This is a genomic window from Acidimicrobiales bacterium (assembly GCA_035512495.1).
In the GTDB taxonomy this organism is placed as follows: Bacteria; Actinomycetota; Acidimicrobiia; order Acidimicrobiales; family CADCSY01; genus DATKDW01.
The window spans coordinates 1-18199 of sequence record DATKDW010000066.1; the positions used below are offsets into that span (position 1 = coordinate 1).

The 18199-nt window shown below is 73.2% G+C and carries 16 protein-coding genes and 1 pseudogene; 10 read left to right on the top strand and 7 right to left on the bottom strand.

Going from position 1 to position 18199, the window contains the following annotated elements; genetic code table 11:
• Positions 1-183, bottom strand: a 183-nt coding sequence (locus VMN58_09885; protein ID HUF33503.1) for an SDR family NAD(P)-dependent oxidoreductase, incomplete at its 3' end; no start/stop codon positions are given.
• Positions 184-257: 74 nt separating this feature from the next.
• Positions 258-2255, bottom strand: a complete 1998-nt coding sequence (locus tag VMN58_09890) for a PASTA domain-containing protein (protein HUF33504.1) — start codon at positions 2253-2255, stop codon at positions 258-260.
• A gap of 99 nt (positions 2256-2354) precedes the next feature.
• Between VMN58_09890 and VMN58_09895 the strand changes: the two genes are divergently transcribed.
• From VMN58_09895 to VMN58_09910, 4 genes and pseudogenes are all read left to right on the top strand, one after another.
• Entirely contained in the window at positions 2355-2768 is a 414-nt protein-coding gene (locus tag VMN58_09895; GenBank protein HUF33505.1) for a hypothetical protein, read from the top strand.
• A gap of 132 nt (positions 2769-2900) precedes the next feature.
• Entirely contained in the window at positions 2901-4010 is a 1110-nt protein-coding gene (locus VMN58_09900) for a metal ABC transporter substrate-binding protein (GenBank protein ID HUF33506.1), read from the top strand.
• Positions 4007-4825 carry a metal ABC transporter ATP-binding protein gene (locus VMN58_09905; GenBank protein HUF33507.1) on the top strand — a complete coding sequence of 273 codons (819 nt, stop codon included), beginning with the start codon at positions 4007-4009 and terminating at the stop codon, positions 4823-4825. Before VMN58_09900 ends, VMN58_09905 begins: the two co-directional genes overlap by 4 nt.
• Positions 4822-5595: pseudogene (locus VMN58_09910) on the top strand (metal ABC transporter permease). The gene VMN58_09905 and the pseudogene VMN58_09910 overlap by 4 nt, the downstream one beginning before the upstream one ends.
• 39 nt (positions 5596-5634) lie before the next feature.
• Here the strand turns inward: VMN58_09910 and ligA are convergent.
• Both ligA and VMN58_09920 read right to left on the bottom strand, forming a co-directional pair.
• Positions 5635-7689 (bottom strand): NAD-dependent DNA ligase LigA, encoded by a 2055-nt coding sequence (ligA, locus tag VMN58_09915; protein HUF33508.1) that lies wholly within the window; start codon positions 7687-7689, stop codon positions 5635-5637.
• A gap of 208 nt (positions 7690-7897) precedes the next feature.
• Complete coding sequence (locus VMN58_09920) at positions 7898-8923, bottom strand: hypothetical protein (protein HUF33509.1); 1026 nt, start codon at positions 8921-8923, stop codon at positions 7898-7900.
• 29 nt (positions 8924-8952) lie between these two features.
• Between VMN58_09920 and VMN58_09925 the strand changes: the two genes are divergently transcribed.
• On the top strand, positions 8953-9852 hold the full coding sequence (locus tag VMN58_09925; GenBank protein HUF33510.1) for a hypothetical protein: 900 nt from the start codon (positions 8953-8955) through the stop codon (positions 9850-9852).
• Here VMN58_09925 and mnmA read toward each other — a convergent pair.
• Both mnmA and VMN58_09935 read right to left on the bottom strand, forming a co-directional pair.
• On the bottom strand, positions 9849-10913 hold the full coding sequence (mnmA, locus tag VMN58_09930) for a tRNA 2-thiouridine(34) synthase MnmA (GenBank protein HUF33511.1): 1065 nt from the start codon (positions 10911-10913) through the stop codon (positions 9849-9851). The genes VMN58_09925 and mnmA overlap by 4 nt on opposite strands.
• Complete coding sequence (locus VMN58_09935; GenBank protein ID HUF33512.1) at positions 10910-12058, bottom strand: cysteine desulfurase family protein; 1149 nt, start codon at positions 12056-12058, stop codon at positions 10910-10912. The genes mnmA and VMN58_09935 overlap by 4 nt, the downstream gene beginning before the upstream one ends.
• Before the next feature lie 59 nt (positions 12059-12117).
• Here VMN58_09935 and VMN58_09940 point away from each other — a divergent pair, with 59 nt between their 5' ends.
• The 5 genes from VMN58_09940 (at position 12118) to VMN58_09960 (ending at position 17063) form a co-directional block, all read left to right on the top strand.
• Complete coding sequence (locus VMN58_09940) at positions 12118-12864, top strand: class I SAM-dependent methyltransferase (protein ID HUF33513.1); 747 nt, start codon at positions 12118-12120, stop codon at positions 12862-12864.
• A gap of 36 nt (positions 12865-12900) precedes the next feature.
• Positions 12901-13890, top strand: a complete 990-nt coding sequence (locus VMN58_09945; protein ID HUF33514.1) for an HIT domain-containing protein — start codon at positions 12901-12903, stop codon at positions 13888-13890.
• 130 nt (positions 13891-14020) lie between these two features.
• Positions 14021-15331: a PP2C family protein-serine/threonine phosphatase gene (locus VMN58_09950; GenBank protein HUF33515.1), complete on the top strand. Its 1311-nt coding sequence runs from the start codon at positions 14021-14023 to the stop codon at positions 15329-15331.
• A 25-nt stretch (positions 15332-15356) separates the two neighbouring features.
• Positions 15357-15794 carry an SRPBCC family protein gene (locus VMN58_09955; protein HUF33516.1) on the top strand — a complete coding sequence of 146 codons (438 nt, stop codon included), beginning with the start codon at positions 15357-15359 and terminating at the stop codon, positions 15792-15794.
• A gap of 69 nt (positions 15795-15863) precedes the next feature.
• A complete protein-coding gene (locus VMN58_09960) occupies positions 15864-17063 on the top strand; it encodes a cytochrome P450 (protein ID HUF33517.1) in 1200 nt (399 codons plus the stop codon).
• 21 nt (positions 17064-17084) lie between these two features.
• Here VMN58_09960 and VMN58_09965 read toward each other — a convergent pair whose 3' ends face one another.
• Positions 17085-18182, bottom strand: coding sequence for a M15 family metallopeptidase (locus VMN58_09965; protein HUF33518.1), 1098 nt, complete (start codon positions 18180-18182; stop codon positions 17085-17087).
• Between the last annotated feature and the right edge of the window lie 17 nt (positions 18183-18199).

The following is an 18199-nucleotide window of genomic DNA, read 5'->3' on the forward strand; positions in this document are numbered from 1 at the left end:
GGCCTTGATCTCGTCGACCACCTGCTCGGACGCGGTGCGGTCGTCACCCGAGCCGTCCATGGAGCCGCCCAGGTCGTTGACCACGACCTTGGCGCCCTCGGCGGCGAACAGCAGGGCGTGCTCCCGGCCGATGCCACGGCCGGCCCCGGTGATGATGGCGACGCGTCCGTCGAGCGCTCCCATGTGCAGGGTCCTCCAGAGGTGGGGCCGAGTGACCGGAGGAACGCTAGCCCGCCTGCCGCGAGGCCTCTGCGGGGCTAGTCCAGGCGGATGTCGACCGAGGTGCCGCGGTCGACGCGGGAGCCAGCCTCCGGATCGGTCTCCTTGACCCGCCCGCGCGCCCGGCCAGAGACCTGGCCGGCCTCGAGGCCGGCGGCCTCGAGCTGGGCGATGGCAGGCTCGAGGCTGAGGCCGGTGACGTCGGGCACGGTCACCAGGTCGCGCCCGAGCGAGACGCGCAATGTGACCTCGGCCCCGCGCTCGACCGTGGCACCGGCACCGGGCGAGGAAGCGATGACGCGGCCGGCGGCGACGGAGTTGGAGAACTCCTCGACCACCCGTACCTCCAGGCGGAGCTCGGCCAGCCGGGCCCTGGCCGTCTCGAGGGTCTCCCCGGCGAGGGTGGGGACCGTACGGGCGGCAGGGCCCGAGGAGACCACGATGTCGACCGCGGTGCCCTCGCGCACCTCGACGGGGCGCTCCTCGTCGCCCACGCGCCAGTCGAGGACGTGGCCGGGGGGCACGTCCTCGTGGGGGGTCGACTCGACCGAGCCGAGGGTCAGGTCGACGTCGGCGAGCCGGTCGGCGGCCTCCTCCTCGGTGGCGCCGGCGAGGTCGGGGACGGGCCGGAACTCGAGGCCGAGGGACACGACGATCGTGACGGTGCCCCCGTCGACGAGCTCGACGCCCACCGGCTCCTGACGGATCACGAAGCCCTCCGCCACCCGGTTGCTGTGCTCGGCGTCGACCTCGACCTCCCAGGCGAGGTCGCCGTCGGCCGCGGCCTGGGCACGGGCCAGCTCCGTCTCGGCCTCCTCCTGCGAGAGGTTGACCACCGAGGGCACCGCGGCCCGGGCAGGCTGGGACTCGAGGTAGGCGTAGGTGCCGCCGGCGACACCGGCGACGAGGAGCACGAGCAGCGCCACCAGCCAGGGCCAGCGCCGGCGACGCCCGGGATCGGGGTCGTCGTGCACTTCGGCGTCACGGAACGGCACGGGCACCGCGACGGTCGCGTCATCGTCCCCCACCACGGTGGCCATGGCGACCACCGTGGGATCCGACGTCGTGGGGTCGGCGACCACGGTGATGTCGTCGTCGCCGTCGACCGGGAGCGGTGACGGTGGCGGGAGCAGGGTGGGATCGACGTCCTCGGTCACCCGGACCCCGGGGTCGATGGCGCCGGCGAGCGGCAGGGGGGCAGGGCTGTCGAGCTGCCGGGCGGCACGGAGCAGCGAGCGGCCGAGGTCGGCCGCCGTCGGCCGCTCCTCCGGGTCGGGCCGTCCGCAGCGCTCGAGCACCTCCCCGAGGGGTCCGAGGGCCGCCGGGACCGGCACCGGCGTGTCGACCCGCCCCATCAGGGTGCCGATCGTGGTGTCGGCAGTCAGGGGGACCTCGCCGGTGACAGCCTCCGACAGGACGAGGCCGAGGGCGTAGACGTCGGCCTTCCCGTCGATGCGGCCGCCGCTGGCCTGCTCTGGCGCTGCGTAGCGGGCGGTGCCGACGAGCCCACCGCCGCCGGGCTCGGTCCACGCCGCCTCCGACAGGGCGCGGGCCAGCCCGAAGTCGGCGATGCGCAGACGTCCGTCCTCCCCGAAGAGCAGGTTGGCGGGCTTCACGTCGCGGTGGACGAAGCCCCGCCGGTGGGCGGCGTCGAGGGCCTGGGCCGCCTGGAGGCCGACCATCAGCGCCTGGGCGGGGCTGAGGCGGGCGCCGGTGTCGAGCATCGCCCGGAGGCTGCCCCCGGCGAGCAGCTCGAGCACCAGGTAGGGGCCGTCGTCGTCGCCCCAGTCGTAGACCGCCATCACGTTCGGGTGGGCGAGGGCGGCGGCGGCCTGGGCCTCGGCCCGGAACCGGCGGAGGAACGCCTCGTCGTCGGCCAGTGCCGGGTGCAGGACCTTGACCGCCACCCGCCGCCGCAGCACCACGTCGTCGGCCAGGAACACCTGGGCGGACGCACCCCGGCCGATGGGCGCGGTGAGGCGGTAGCGGCCGCCGAGGACGCGGCCGAGCTGCTCCGTCATCCTGGACGTGACCACGGCCCGAGGCTAACGGGGTGCCGCGCGGGGCTGTTGCACCCCGGACCTGGTGATGCCACCTCTGGGCCGATCGTGGGTCACCATGGAGGCGAGGCCCCGATGTTCACCACCCGACGAGTCGTCACCTTCCTGCTCCTCTCGCTCGCCGCTGCCGGCTTCGTCTTCGCCGGCACCCAGAAGCGGGTCGAGACGCCCGTGAGCGTGCGGGACTCGGCGGTGGAGCACGTGATCCCCGCCGACGGCAGCCCGGTGGCGGTGCGCCAGGCCCGCATCGGGGTCGACCTCACCCACCCCCACACGGCAGTGCTGATCATCAACGGCATCGAGATCCCCGAGGACCAGCTCGACCGCAACGAGCCTCTCAACCAGGTCTTCTTCCAGCCCGGTGCCGGCAAGGTGATCGAGGAGCTCCAGGCGGGGCCGGTGACGGTCACCGCCGTCATCTGGAACCCGGTGGAGGGGACCCGCGAGCAGGACGGCCGGCCCTTCACCTGGTCGTTCGGCGTGGCCTAGGTTCCGAAGGCTCCGGCGCGGGCCCGGATGAGAGATCCGCGCGCCGCCGCAGGTGCGTACCGCTGTGAGGCGCCGATAGCCTCGGCTGTTGTTGCGACCTGGTCGCAGCTGCCTGCCCGCACGAGGAGCCCCATGACGTCGTCCACACCCGGCCGGTCCGGTCCGCTCCTGGCGGTCCTGACCCTCGTGGTCCTGGTCCTCGCCGCGTGCGGGAGCGGCAGCGGCAGCTCGGCCGCTGGGCTCACCGACCCGGAAGCCGCCCTCGCACCGGCGGGAGCGGCGGCCGAGCAGGGCGGTGGGCTGGTCGTCATGGCCGAGCTGGCGCCCCTCGCCGACCTCGTCGGCCAGGTGCTCGGCGACCGTGGCACGGCCCACTCGCTCATCCCGGGCGGCGCCGACGCCCACACCCACGAGCCGCGGCCCAGCGACGTCCGTCAGGTCACCGGGGCGGACGCCTTCTTCGGCATCGGTCTCGGGCTCAACCCCGCCGTCCTCCGGCTGGTGGAGGAGCACCTTCCCGAGGGCGCCCCGGTGGTGCTCCTCGCCGAGACCGCGCTCGCGGAGGACGACCTCGCCGTCGGGGCGTTCGGGCACACCCATGGCGACGGTGGCAGCCACAGCCACGGCGATGCCGGCGGTCACAGCCACGGCGACGAGGCATCGCGGCCGGCGCCCAACCCGCACGTCTGGGCCGACCCGACCAACGCCATGGCCATGGTGGCGGGCATCCGTGACGAGCTCGTGACCATCGACCCTGACGGCGGCGAGGTCTACCGCGACAACGCCCGCGACCTCCTGCAGCGCATCGGTGCGCTCGACGAGGCCATCGCCACCGCCACCGCCACGATCCCCGCCGGCACCCGCACGCTGGTCGTGTACCACGACGCCTGGGTGTACTTCGGCGCCCGCTACGAGCTCGAGGTCGTCGCCGCCATCCAGCCCGCCGACCTCTCGGAGCCGAGCGCCCGCGACGTCCGCCGCATCATCGACCAGATCCGGGCCGAGGGGGTCCCCAAGGTCTTCGGGTCGACCGAGTTCCCGAGCGACGTCCTGCAGACCATCGCCGCCGAGACCGGCGCCGAGCACGGCGCCGAGCTCTCCGACGACGAGCTGCCCGGCGAGCCCGGCGACCCCGAGCACTCCTACATCGGGATGATGCAGCGCAACGCCCGAGCCATCGTCACCGGCCTCGGCGGCGACCCGTCCGCCATCGACGCCGTGTCGCCGGGGGGGCTGAGGTGAGCCGGCCGCCTGCCCTCGAGCTCGTCGGCGTCACCGCCGGCTACGACGGGGTCCCCGTCGTGCGCGACGTCTCGCTGCGCCTCGAGGCGGGCGAGCTCGTCGGCCTCGTCGGCCCCAGCGGGGTCGGCAAGACCACCGTGTTGCGCCTCCTCACCGGGCAGTGCGAGCGCTACGGGGGCCTGGTGCAGGTGTTCGGCGACGAGGTCCGTGCCGGCCGCGCCGCCCCGAGGATCAGCTATGTCCCCCAGGTCGACAGCGTGGCCTGGGACTTCCCCCTGACCGTCGAGCAGGTGGTGCTCCTGGGCCTGGCCGGCGAGAGCCGGCGGGTCCCGTGGTTCTCACGCGGGGAGCGCGCCCGCGCCGCCGACACCCTCGACCGGCTCGGCCTGGCGGCGGTGCGCGAGCGACCGATCGCCGGCCTCTCCGGAGGCCAGCAGCAGCGCATGTTCCTCGCCCGGGCCCTCCTCCGCCGGGCCGAGCTCATCCTCCTCGACGAGCCGACCTCCGGCGTCGACCTGGCGACGAGCCGCTCCGTCCTCGACCTGGTCGGTGAGCTGAACGCCAGCGGGATCTCGATCCTGCTCACCACCCATGACCTCAACTGGGTCGCCGCCCTCCTGCCCCGGGTGGTGTGCTTCAACCGGACCGTGGTGGCCGACGGGCCACCGTCCACCGCCCTCACGCCGGCGGCGCTGAGCGCCACCTACGGCGCCGAGGTGCGCGTCCTCGACGACGACGGGCAGGTCGTGGTGGTCGCCCCCCGGGCGCCAGCGCCCGACCTGGCACCCGCCCACCGTTCGGAGCCCGCCCCGTGAGGTTCCTCACCGACCCCTTCGCGTTCGCCTTCTTCACCCGCGCCCTGATCGCTGGGGTGATCATCGGGGCGCTGTGCGGCGCCATCGGCGTCTTCGTGGTGCTACGCCGGATGAGCTACATCGGCCACGGCCTTGCCCACAGCGTGATGGGTGGCGTGGCCGTCGCCCTGGTCCTCGACATCGACCCCTACTGGGGAGCCAGCGCCGCCACGCTGGTGAGCGCTGTCCTGATCCACCGGATCGCTCGGCGCCGGGGGCTGCACGCCGATGCCGCCATCGGCATCGTCACGACCGCGATGTTCGCCGTCGGCATCGCCGTCATCTCCGCCACCCTGGCCGTGCGGGTGAACCTCGAGAGCCTCCTGTTCGGCAACATCCTCGGGCTGCGCCACGCCGACCTGATGCTGGCCGCGGGCATCGCCCTCGCCGTCGCCGCGGTGCTCGTCGTCTCTTACAAGTCGCTCGTCTTCGTGCTCTTCGACCCAACGGTCGCCGCCGCTCACGGCGTCCGGGTGGGTGCCGTCGAGGTCGTGTTCAACCTCCTGGTCTGCGGCGTGGTGATCGCCAGCGTCCGGGTGCTCGGCGTGCTCCTCATCGCCGCCGCCGTGGTGGTGCCGGCCGCCTTCGCCCGCCTCCTCTGCACGTCGTTCCACCGGATGTTCCTGGTCTCCACCGTCACCGGGGCGGCGATCAGCGTGGTCGGCCTCTACGGCTCGTACCACCACGACATCCCGAGCGGTCCGGCCATCGTGCTGACCGGCACGGCGCTGTTCGCCCTGGCCGCCGGCGGCACCGGGCTCCTGCAGGGCCTACGGCGCGGCCGGGCCCGAGCCGTCGTCCGCGCCGGGGTCGCCCGGGAGCTCGCCGGTCTCCAGGAGGTGGACGAAGCCGGCCTCGTCGAGGATCGGGACACCGAGCGCCTCGGCCTTGGTCAGCTTCGATTGGCCCGGCCCCTCCCCGACCACGAGGGCGGCCGTCTTCTTGGAGACGCTCCCCGGTGAGCGGCCGCCACGCTCCTCGACGGCTGCCTCGGCCCCGTCACGGCTGAACCCCTCGAGGGTGCCGGTGACCACCACCGAGCGCCCGGCCAGCACCTGGGGCTCGGTGGGCGCCTCCACCCGCCCCAGGTCGACGCAGGCGGCCCGCAGCTTCTCGATCACCTCTCGGTTGCGGGCCAGGGAGAAGAACTCGACCATGCTGGCGGCGATCACCGGGCCCACGCCCTCGGTGGCGGCCAGCCTCTCCTCCGACGCCTCCATGACGGCGTCGAGGCTCCCGAAGGCAGCCGCGACCACCTGGGCCATGCGCGAGCCCACATGGCGGACGTTGAGGCCGAAGAGGAGGTTGCCGAGCGGGCGCGATCGGGAGGCGTCGATGGCGGCCACCAGGTTGCGGGCCGACACCTCGCCGAAGCCCTCCAGCCCGAGCACGTCGGCCGCGGTGAGGCGGTAGAGGTCGCCCGGGTCGACCACCAGCCCCGCCTCCATCAGGGCGACGGCGGTCTGCTCACCGAGGCCCTCGATGTCCATGGCGCCGCGTGAGGCGAAGTGCTCGATGCGTGCCCGGCGCTGCGACGGGCAGTCGACGTTGAGGCAGAAGGTGTCGGACTCGCCTTCGAGGCGCTGGAGGGGCTCGCCGCAGCGGGGGCACTCGCGCGGGAACTCCCATACGGGAAGGCCCGGAGGCCGCTCCGAGAGCACCGGTTTGACGACCTCGGGGATGACGTCGCCAGCCTTGCGGACGATGACGACGTCGCCGGGGCGCACGTCCTTGGCCCGCACCTGGTCCTGGTTGTGCAGGGTGGCCTGGGCAACGGTGGACCCGCCCACGAACACCGGCTCGAGCTGGGCGAAGGGCGTCGCCTTCCCGGTGCGACCGATCGACACCATGATCGAGTGCAGCCGGGTGGTGCGCTCCTCGGGGGGGAACTTGTAGGCGATGGCCCAGCGGGGGGCCTTGGCCGTGAAGCCCAGCTCGTCGCGCATGGCCAGGTCGTCCACCTTGACCACCACGCCGTCGATCTCGTAGCCGAGGTCGTGGCGGTGCTCGAGCCAGTGCTCGCACAGCTCGTGGACCCCGTCGAGCGAGTCCACCACCCGGATCTCGGGGTTCACCGGCAGGCCGAGGCCGCGCAGCCACCCGAGGGTCTCGCTGTGGGTGGCGAAGGAGGGCCCACCCTCCACCGCGCCGAGCTGGTACGTGAACAGCGACAGCTCTCGGCTGGCGGTGATCGACGGGTCCTTCTGTCGGAGGGAGCCCGCGGCTGAGTTGCGGGGGTTGGCGAAGATCTTGCCGCCCTCCTCGAGCTGGCGGGCGTTGAGCCGCTCGAAGGCGGCAACCGGCATGTAGACCTCGCCCCGGATCTCGACGACGTCGGGCACGTCTTCGCCGATGAGCTGCTCGGGCAGATCGTGCAGGGTGCGCACGTTCTCGGTGACGTCCTCCCCGACCCGGCCGTCGCCACGCGTGGCAGCCCGCGTGTAGCGCCCGCCCTCGTAGCGCACCGACATGGCCACCCCGTCGATCTTGAGCTCGCAGACGAACGACGACGCCTCCGCCACCCGCCGGGTGAGTCGCTGGCCCCAGGCCTGCAGCTCGTCGAGGCTCACGGCGTTCTCGAGCGACATCATCGGCACCAGGTGCTCGACGGGCGTGAACAGCGACGACGGCGGAGCCCCGACGCGCTGCGTCGGCGAGTCGGGCGTCACGACCTCGGGGTGGGCCTCTTCGAGCTCGCGGAGCCGGCGGACGAGGGCGTCGTACTCGGCGTCGGAGATCTCGGGGTCGTCGAGCTGGTGATAGCGCTCGTCGTGGTGGGCGATCTCGGCCCGCAGCCCCGCCGCCTCCGCAGCCACATCAGCCATCCCCGAACAGTACTGAGCGCCCGTGACGGGCCGGAGCAGTCAGGTGGGCGTCGCCGAAGGCGTCCGCTCAACTGGAAGCGGGACGGGTGGCGCCGGTGGAAGGGACCCGCCCGGAGCTTGCGGAGGGTGGGAGGGTTCCGCCGGTGACGGGCCCCGTCACGCCGCTTGCGGAGGGGGTGGGAAGGGCTCCCGTCGGTGACGGGCCCCGTCAAGCCCCCATGGAGAGGCGGGCGGCGATTGCCTGGTCCGACACTCGATCGGCGATCACCGAGGCCAGGAGCAGCGAGCGCGACGCCTGGCTCACGCCGTGGCCGGCGAGGCCGCAGGCGGGGCTCACGATGGCCTGGGCCCGCAGCTGGACGGGGTCGCATCCGACCTTGACCAGCTCGCACCAGAGGGCGGTGAGGCGACGCCAGAGCCTGTCGACGTCGGTGCCGAGCGGCTCGTGGGTGGGTACCGCTCCCCAGGCGACCCACCCGTCGCGCTCGAGGTGCTGGCCGATGGCGGTGGCACCGGCGAGGACGGTCTCGGCGGTGGCCGGCATCGAGATCACGGTGGGCCCGGCGGCCGAGACCAGGCGCCAGTCGGTGGGGCCGCAGCAGTGCACGCCCGAGGTGGCGTGGGGCTCGAGGGTGGCGAGGGCGCCCGAGAGGAGGTCGGTCGTGGCGTCGACGTCGAGGGGGATCCCGCCGGCCAGCGCGGTGAGGCCCGGCTCGTCGAGGAACGCCAGCAGCGGGGCGTCGGGCAGGCGGTGGCGGCACAGCTCGACGAGGGCGGCGGCCTGGGTCCGCACGGCGCTGGCGGCGACGCGGAAGGCGAGGTCGGGCTCGGCGCCGGCCTGGATCAGCGCGAGGCCGAGGGTGACCGGCCCGGTGAGCTGCACCTTGACCGGCTCGGTACGACCGGCAACGAGGGCGAGGAAGGCCAGCAGGCCGGCGTGGCCGGCGCCGTCGAGGCACGGGTCGACCGGGGCCTCGGGGTCGAGGGCAGCGAGGTCGAGCTCGAGTCCCCGCCGGGTGACGGTGACGCCTTGGATGCCACGCGCTGCCTGGGCGACCATGCCCTCGAGGTGCGAGCGAGCCGGCAGCTGGGGTGCCGCCGGGATCGTGGGGTGGCGCCGAAGGACGAAGGCTGCCGCTTCGTCGGCGTCCAGGTGGGGAAGGCTCCCCACCGAGGTCACAGCACCGGGCCGGAGCCAGACCGCCTTGTCCATCAGGTCATCAGCGTTGGTCACGGCGCGCCATGTGCGCAAATCTCGCGGCTGTGCCCCCCGCCGCGCCCTCCGTCGCCACCGCTCTCCCCTGGCTCGTCCGCCTGTCCTGGCTGGCGCTCCCCTTCGCCGCCGGCCCGCTCCTCGCCGCCGGCCTCCACGAGCGCGCCGAGGCGGTCCGGACCACGGCGTCGGTCGGGCTCTGGCTCGTGTGGGCGCTGGTGCTCGTGGCTGTGCTCGTGCCCCGACCGGTCGGCCTGACCGCCCTACGGGTGGCGGCGCCGGCGGCGCTGGCGGCCGGCGGCGCCGCCGTGGCCGGTGCCGGTGAGGGTCCGACCACGGCGGTCACCGTGGCCGGCCTGGCCGCCGCCGCGCTGGTCACCGTGGTCGCCCTGCTCCCCGAGACCGGTGCGGTGTTCGTGAACGGGGCCGCGTACGGCGACGAGCGCCGCCTGCTGCTGCGCGCCCCCGGGCCGGTGCTCGCCGGCCCGATCGTCGTGGCGTGGGCGCTGCTGGTCGCAGGGGTGGCCACCGGGCCCCTGCTGCTCGCCGCCGGCATCTGGGTGGCCGGGGCCGTCGCCCTGGCGGCGGGGTGGGCGGTGGCCGTGGTGCTGGCCCGCGCCATCCACTCGCTGGCGGAGCGCTGGGTGGTGTTCGTGCCGGCGGGGATGGTGCTGAAGGACCACCTGGCCCTGGTCGACCCCGTCCTCTTCCGCCGGGTCGACATCGAGGCGCTGCGCCCGGCACCGGCCGACACCGACGCCCTCGACCTGACCGCCCGCTCCCCCGGCCTGGCCCTCGAGCTCCTCCTCCTCGAGAAGGTCCCGCTCCTGCGGGCCACCCCCGGCCGCCGGGAGAGCCGTCCCGGCAAGACCACCCGCCTCCTGTTCACCCCCACCCGCCCCGGCGCCGTCCTCGCCGAGGCTCGTCGCCGCCGCATCGCGGTTGGCTAATCGCCGGTCACGGGCCCCGCCGCCGCCGGCCCGCCACCCAACACCGTGTCCCCGCGGTAGAGCACCACGCTCTGGCCGGGGGCCACCCGTGGCTGGGGCTCATGCCAGCGGAGGACATCACCGGTGAGCGTCGCCGCTCGGGGGCGCCCGTGGGCGCTGCACTGGACCTCCACCTCGCCGGTCACGGGGCGATCGACCCAGGTGACGTCCCGGAGCGAGAGCCCCTCGACCAGGAGGTCGCGGGCCTCGCCCACCGTCACCGTGGCGCCACCGACGTCGACGTCGGTGGCGTAGCGCGGGGTGCCGCCACCGGCGAGGCCGAGGTGGCGGCGCTGCCCGATCGTGACCAGCTCGACAGCCTCGACGGAGCCGACCTCGGTGCCGCCCGCGTCGACCACCCGCCCCGGGGTGAGGGCGATGCGATCGGAGAGGAAGGCGGTGCGCCCACCGGTGGCGGTGATGAAGCACACGTCCTGACTGTCGGGCTTGCCCGCGCTGCGCAGGCCCAGGGCCGCGGCGCGGTCGCGGACCTCACCCTTGGTCATCGACCCCACCGGCAGCAGGGTGCGGGCCAGCTGGGCCTGGCCGAGCATGTGCAGCACGTAGCTCTGGTCCTTGGCAGCGTCGGCCCCGCGCCGGAGCCGCCAGACGCCGGTGACCGGGTCGCGGTCGACCCGAGCGTGGTGGCCGGTGGCGATGACGTCGAAGCCGAGGGTGTGGGCCCGCTGGAGGAGGCGGTCGAACTTGATCGACCGATTGCACTCCACGCACGGGTTGGGGGTGAGACCCGCGGCGTGGGCGGCCACGTAGGGCGCCACGACCGACGCCTCGAAGTCGTCTCCGAAACCAAAGGTGAAGTGGTCGATGCTGAGCTGCTGGGCGACCCGGCGGGCGTCGTCGACGTCGGCCACCGAGCAGCAGCCGCTGTCTGCCGGCCCGCCCCAGAGCTTGAGGGTGGCGCCCACCACCTCGTGACCGGCCTCGAGGAGCAGGGCGGCGGCCACCGACGAGTCGACGCCGCCGCTCATGGCGACGAGGACCTTGGACGGGTGGGCGGTCACCGCAACACCAGCGGGACGGAGCGGTCGCGGAGCTCGGCCACGATGCCGGGGATCGCTGCCAGGGCGTGGTCGACGTCGGCGGCGGTCGAGCACCACCCCAGGCTCAGGCGGAGCGACCCGGCAGCCAGCGCGCGCTCGACGCCCATGGCTGCCAACACGTGCGACGGCTCGAGGGCGCCGCTGGCACACGACGACGCCGCCGTCGCACAGATGCCGGCGCGGTCGATCAGCACGAGGAGCGACTCGCTTTCGACGCCTTCCAGCAGCAGCGAGGCGGTGCCCGGGACCTTGGCGGCGCGCACCCCCGACTCACGGCACCCGGGGACGGCTGCCAGGAGCCCGTCGGCGAGGCGGTCTCGGAGGGCACCCACCCTGGCCGCCGTCTCGTCTCGCTGGGCGGCGGTGGCCGAGAGGGCGGCGGCCAGGCCGACGATGCCGGCCACGTTGTGGGTCCCACTGCGGCGCTCCTGCTCCTGGCCGCCGCCGAGCATCCGCGGGCGGATCGCCACGCCCTCCCGGACGACCAGGGCCCCGACGCCCTGCGGGCCACCGAGCTTGTGGGCGCTCACCGAGACCAGGTCGGCGGGGCGGGCGGCCGCGGCCACGTCGAGCCACGCCGCCGCCTGGACGGCGTCGGTGTGGAGCACGGCTCCCGGGGCTCGCTCGCGCACGACCGCGGCGACCGCCTCCAGCGGCTGGATCGTGCCCACCTCGTTGTTGGCCAGCATCACCGAGACCAGCGCCACCTCACCGACCTCGTCGAGGGTGCGGGCGAGATCGTCGAGGTCGATGCGCCCGTCGGGGCCCACGGCCACGGTGCGGCCGCCGAGGGCCTCCACGGTCGACAGCACGGCGTGGTGCTCGACGGCGCTGCACACCACGGCGCCGGGCCGGGCAGCGGCCACGCCGGCGACGGCGAGGTCGTCGGCCTCGGTGCCCCCGCTGGTGAACACGACCTCCCTAGGCTCGCACCCCAGGTGCCCGGCGACGACGTCGCGCGCCTCGTCGACCGCCTTGCGTGCCCGGCGGGCGAGCGCGTGGCTGCCCGAGGGGTTGCCGGCGGGGCCGGTGAGGATCGCCATCACCGCCTCGAGCGCCTCCGGGCGCATCGGTGTGGTGGCGGCATGGTCCAGGTAGGTCGCCACCCCCGCAAGGCTACCGGCGAGCTGCGCCCGGGCCCCGGGCGGGGTGGCAGCCTGTGGGCGTGGAGGGCTTCGACGAGTCGACCTACGGCGAGCGCTTCGCCGACGTGTACGACGACTGGTACGGAGGCATCTCCGACACCGAGGGGACGGTGGCGGCCATCCGGCGCCTGGCCGGCGACGGTGGCGCCGTGCTCGAGCTGGGGGTGGGCACCGGCCGCATCGCCGTGCCGCTGGCAGCGTCGGGCGTGGCCGTGCACGGCATCGACGCATCGCCGTCGATGCTCGAGCGCCTGCGGGCCAAGCCCGGCGCCGAGGACGTCGAGCTCACCCTGGGGGACTTCGCCGGCACCGTGGTCAACCGGCCCGGCGGCTTCGCCGTGGTGCTGGTGGCGTTCAACACCCTGTTCAACCTCGCCGACGAGGCCGCCCAGCGACGGTGCTTCGCCACCGCTGCGACCAACCTCCGGCCCGGTGGCGCCTTCGTGGTCGAGGCGTTCGTGCCGAGTGACGACGGCCCCGACCACAGCGTGACCCCCTCGCTCATCGAGGCCGACCGGGTGCTCCTCCAGGCCATCCGGCGCGACCCCGCGACCCAGACCGTGGTGGGCAGCGTGATCTCGCTCACCGAGGGCGGCGGGGTCGAGCTGCGGCCGTGGCAGATCCGCTACGCCGGGGTGGAGGAGCTCGACGACATGGCCGCCGCCGCCGGCCTCGTCCTCGAGTCACGCTCGGAGGGCTGGCACGACGAGCCCTTCACCGACGCGTCGCCCCGGCAGGTGTCGGTCTACCGGCGTCCGCCCGGGTAGCGTTGAGAGCGTGCACCCGCACGGAATCCTCCCCAGATGAGCCAGCTGCGCCTCAACCCCCTCACCGGGCGGTGGGTGACCGTCAGCACCGAGCGGGCAGAGCGGCCCTCCGCGTTCGCGGCCCGCAGCCTCGCCGTCGAGCACGACGCCGCCCGGCCCTGCCCCTTCTGTCCGGGCAACGAGGAAGAGACGACCCCCGCCCTCGAGACCTACGGGCCGGAGGGCCAGTGGCTGGTGCGGGTGGTGGCCAACCGCTACCCGGCCTTCTACGGCCGCGAGGCCCTCGCCGCCACCAACCTCGGGCCGGTCTTCACCCAAGCGCCCGCCAGCGGCATCCACGAAGTGCTCGTCCTCTCACCCGAGCACGGATCCTCCTGGGCCGACCTCAGCGACAAGCAGGCCGGCCTGGTGATGGCGGCGCTTCGCGACCGCTTCGAGGAGCACTCCGGCGTCGACGGCGTCCGCTACACCCAAGCCATCGTCAACCACGGCCGCGAGGCAGGGGCCTCGATCGAGCACCCGCACGGGCAGCTCCTCGGCATCCCCTTCGTGCCCGGTGAGATCGTCGACGAGGAGGCGGGGTTCGCCCGCTTCGTCGGCGGCTGCCTCATGTGCACCACGCTCGAAGCCGAGGTCGAGCTCGGCCACCGGACGGTGCACCAGGACGACCTCGCCGTGGTCGTGGCGCCCTTCTGGAGCGGCACCCCCTACGAGCTGCTGGTCATCCCACGGGCCCACGAGGCCCACCTCCACCGGGCCAAGCCCGCCGACGTGGTCGCGGTCGGCCGGGCGCTGCGATCGACCCTCGCCCGCCTGCGCACCCTCCTCGGCGACGTCGCCTACAACCTGGTGATCCACACCTCGCCCCACCGCCACGACGGGCAGTTCCACTGGCACGCACACGTGCTCCCCAAGGTCACCACCCACGCCGGCTTCGAGCTCGGCACCGGTGTGCTCATCAACATCATCCCGCCCGAGCTCGCCGCCCGACAGCTCGCCGAGGTGTCCGCTCGCGCCGCCGGCTGACCGGCGCTCGAGGACCGCTTCTCCAGTCCCCCGTCGAAGCGCGCACCACTGATCGCCGATTCGTCGTACAGTTGGTGTGACGACATCGTGCTCAGCACCTTGAGCGATGTCTACATAGAGCGTCGCTCCAGTGATTGGCGGCGCTTGGCACGGTCAAGCAGTCGGCCGCCAGGAGGAAAACATGCAAGGTCCGGTCACCGCCAGAGGTGGTGTGCTCGGGTTTTTGCGCGCAGCCACCCAGCGATCGCTGCATCACGAGGCGACCATGACCACCGACCTCGGCGCCGGGGAATCGGGGGCATACGCGCAGATCGCGGCGTTGCTGCACGAATCCAGAGATGCTCCTCCTGACCAACTGGGATCGTTCTTGGGGGAACGTGCCATCCAGTTCGGGATGCAGGACCTCACGGTCTACGTGGCGGACTTCGAGCAACGGCATCTGATGCCGATACCGGGATCGGTCGACACCATTGCGCTGGGCATGGACGATTCAATCGGCGGTCGCTCGTACAGCAGGGCTCGCCAGCTCGACGAGGTCGTCGACGGCGGTGTGCGGCTGTGGAGCGTCGTGGTCGACGGTGCCGCGCGCCTCGGTGTCTTCTCGGTGGTCTTCTCCGAGATCGACGATGAACGTCGATCGTTGGCGAACAGCCTGGCCGGCGTGATCGCGGCCCTTCTCGTGACACGAGGGCAGTGCACGGACGCCTACACGACGCTTCGCCGGAGCCAGAAGCTCACCTTGGCAGCCGAGATGCAATGGGACCTGCTTCCCCCGTTGAGTCTCGATAGCGGACGCGTCTCGGTCGCGGGGCTGATCCAACCTGCCTATGAGGTCGGCGGCGACTCATTCGACTACGCGCTCAACGGCAACATCCTCGAGTTCGGGGTCTTCGATGCCATGGGCCACGGCCTCGGCTCGAGTCAGCTCGCACATCTGGCGGTGACCAGCTACCGCCACAGCCGGCGGAGTCATCTGAACCTCGAAGCCACGTACGAGCTGATGGACGAGGCCGTCCGCGGTCGAGGCTGGGGCGACGTGTTCGTCACCTGCATCCTCGGGCGCCTCGACATCACCACCGGCGAGCTGCAGTGGATCAACGTGGGACACCCGGCACCGCTCCTGATCCGTGGAGGCGAGGTCGTGCTGCTGGGGGCGTGCGAGCCGACATTGCCTGCCGGCCTGGGCGACGGTTGCGTGACGGAGATCTCCAACGAGATCATGAACCCGGGTGATCGGCTGTGCTGCATCACCGACGGAGTCCTGGACGCACACCGTCCCGGTGGCGAGGACTTCGGCGAAGAGCGCGTCCGACAGTTCCTCGCCGAGTCGACACCGAAGCGGGACACCATGGAGACCGTTCGCCAGCTCACGCACACCGTTCTCGACCACCACGGCTACCTCAGCGACGACTGCACGGTCTTCCTCATCGAGTACCGCTGACGGGGCACCCTCGTACGCTCGACCCGTGGGCAAGATCCGCGTCAGCACCAGCATCGGCCGCCCACCTGACGAGGTGTGGGACGACCTCCGCGACATCGCCTCCCACGCCGAGTGGATGGCCGACGCCGAGGAGATCCGCTTCACCTCCACGGCGCGGACGGGGGTGGGCACCTCCTTCGAGTGCGTCACCCGCGTGGGCCCCATCCGCCTCACCGACGTGATGGAGGTCACCGAGTGGCAGGAGGGGCGGGTGATGGGGGTGCGCCACATCGGCGTCGTCACCGGCACCGGTCGCTTCACCCTCGGGCCCGATGACCACGGTGGTACCCGCTTCACCTGGGAGGAGCGACTCCGCTTCCCCTGGTGGATGGGCGGACCCCTCGGTGGCGTGGTCGGTGATCGGGTGATGCGCGCCATCTGGCGGCGCAACCTCCGGACCCTCAGAGGTCGCCTGGAGGGCTGAGACCACAGCACGCCGTTCGAGCCGCGAAGATGGTCGGCGAGGACCAGGGACCACCCGAGGAGAGCAACGATGGGCGACCACGCACCCGTGCACGACTGGACCACCGACTTCGACCACACCGACGACGTGTGGGCGGCCGATCCGTACCCCATCTGGGACGAGCTACGGGAGACCTGCCCCGTCGCCCACACCGAGCGCTACGGCGGCGCCTGGCTCCCCACCCGGTGGGACGACGTGTCGGCCATCGCCAACGACACCGAGCGCTTCACCTCCCGGAGCATCATCGTCTCCAAGTTCCGTCCACCCGAGGAGCTGGCACCCGAGGGCATCGCGCCGCCCATCTCCTCCGACCCGCCCTTCCACGCCGGCGCCCGCCGGATGCTGCTGCCGATCTTCGCCCCTCAGCGCATCGACGAGCTCGAGCCGTCGACCCGGGACTACTGCGACGAGCTGATCGGGGCGATGCGCGGGCGCGACGTCGTCGACGCCGCCGCCGAGTACGCGCAGCACATCCCCGTCCGGGTGATCGCCACGATGCTCGGTCTGCCCGAGACCGACGCTGATGTCTTCCGCGGCTTCGTCCACCACGTCCTCGAGGGCGTTGCCCTGCCGATGGAGGAGCGGGCCGAGGGGATGCTCGCCCTCTTCGTCTACCTCCAGGGTCACATCGAGGACCACATGGCGAACCCGAAGGACGACCTCATCACGTTCCTGCTCGAGTCCGAGCTCAACGGTGAACCGCTCACCCCCTTCCACGTGGCCCGCACCATCGGCCTGCTCCTGATCGCCGGCATCGACACCACGTGGAGCGCCATCGGGGCCGGCATCTGGCACCTTGCGCGCACGCCCGCCGACCGCGAGCGCCTCGTCGCCGAGCCGGACCTCCTTCCGACCGCCATGGAGGAGCTGCTGCGGGCCTACGCCCCCGTCACCATGGCTCGCCTGGTGAAGGACGACGTGGAATGGAACGGCTGCCCCATGAAGAAGGACGAGTGGATCCTTCTCTCGTTCCCCTCCGCCAACCGCGACCCGGCGGCGTTCGACCGGCCCGACGAGGTCATCATCGACCGGCAGGCCAACCGTCACGCCGCGTTCGGGCTGGGCATCCACCGCTGCGCCGGCTCGCACCTGGCCCGCATGGAGATGCGGGTGGCGCTGGAGGCCTGGCTCGCTGCGTTCCCCACCTTCGAGCTCGCCGACCCCGACGCGGTGCGCTGGTCGGCCGGCCAGGTGCGAGGGCCGCGGGTCCTGCCGGTCAAGGTCCGCTAGGCACGACAGGGGCAGCGCCTGCTACCGGGCGGCACCTGCTACCGGGCGGCGACTGCTACCGAGCCGCGCCTCGGGCCACACGGTGCCGTCGGCCGTGGCGATCAAGTAGCCGTCGCCGGCTGACGTGGGGGCCATCCCCACCGCCGGGGTGGCGAGTCCGCGGTCGGCGGCGGAGCCGTGAAAGCTTGCCGAACCGAAGCTGAACACCCCGCCGTCCGACGCCACCAACCAGTAGCCCCCACCATCGGGCGCCGCTGCCATCCCCACGATCGGCGCGTTCAACCGCATGTCGCCCGCGCTGCCGTGGAAGCCCGCCGAACCGAAGCTGAACACCCCACCGTCGCCGCCGAGGAGCCAGTAGCCGGCGCGGTCGGGCGCGGGTGCCGCGCCCACCACGACCCAGTTGAGGGGGATCGACGTCGCCGAGCCGTGGGAGGTGGCCGAGCCACGGGGACGCACGTCGCCGAGGCCGGTGACCACAGCGTGGCCGGCATCGTCTGCCGCCGGGAGCACCGCCACCACGTCGGCCGGCACCGGCGGCAGGTCCATGGTGCCGCCGTCGCCCACCCACTCCCAGTGCCAGGGCTCGGGGCACGGCCCGCCGCCGGGCTTGGCCCAGCCGGGGTGGTTCCAGCCGAGGCGGCCGGCGTGGGCCTGGAGGAAGCGGAAACCGGGCGACGAGAAGCTCATGGGCGTCGCCTCGGAGAAGTCGGCGGCCTTGCCCCAGCCGTGCATCGAGGTGCCCTTCGGCCGCCCGTCGGGGTGGTACTGCACGGTAGCTGCACAGGCGGAGTTCCCGCGCGACGTCCAGGTCCGAGACACCGCCACCTGACCGCTGATCGAGCGGTAGCAGTCACGGGTGCCGAGGCGGACCCGCGCCGACGCCGCCTGGCGCAGCAGCAGCGCCAGGCTGGGCGCAGCCTCGCGGGCGACCCGGCAGCCAGGCGCGACGGTGATCAGCCGCTCGTCGGATACATAGCCGTTCTCGGCGCCGGCGAGTGGGGTCGGTCGGTTGTCCGGGTGGATCGCCGGAGGGTCGGCGGCCGCCGGGGCGGCGAGGCCGAGCAGGAGCAGCACCGAGGTGGCGGCTCCGAGGAACGTCCGGGCGATCGAGGTCATCACACCGGCATTGAACC

Bases quoted from the DNA above. Each gene is read 5' to 3' on its own strand.
- VMN58_09945 (HUF33514.1), top strand. From the start codon at position 12,901: ATGAGCCAGCTGCGCCTCAACCCCCTCACCGGGCGGTGGGTGACCGTC.
- VMN58_09965 (HUF33518.1), bottom strand. From the start codon at position 18,182: ATGACCTCGATCGCCCGGACGTTCCTCGGAGCCGCCACCTCGGTGCTG.
- VMN58_09895 (HUF33505.1), top strand. From the start codon at position 2,355: ATGTTCACCACCCGACGAGTCGTCACCTTCCTGCTCCTCTCGCTCGCC.
- VMN58_09960 (HUF33517.1), top strand. From the start codon at position 15,864: ATGGGCGACCACGCACCCGTGCACGACTGGACCACCGACTTCGACCAC.
- ligA (HUF33508.1), bottom strand. From the start codon at position 7,689: ATGGCTGATGTGGCTGCGGAGGCGGCGGGGCTGCGGGCCGAGATCGCC.
- VMN58_09900 (HUF33506.1), top strand. From the start codon at position 2,901: ATGACGTCGTCCACACCCGGCCGGTCCGGTCCGCTCCTGGCGGTCCTG.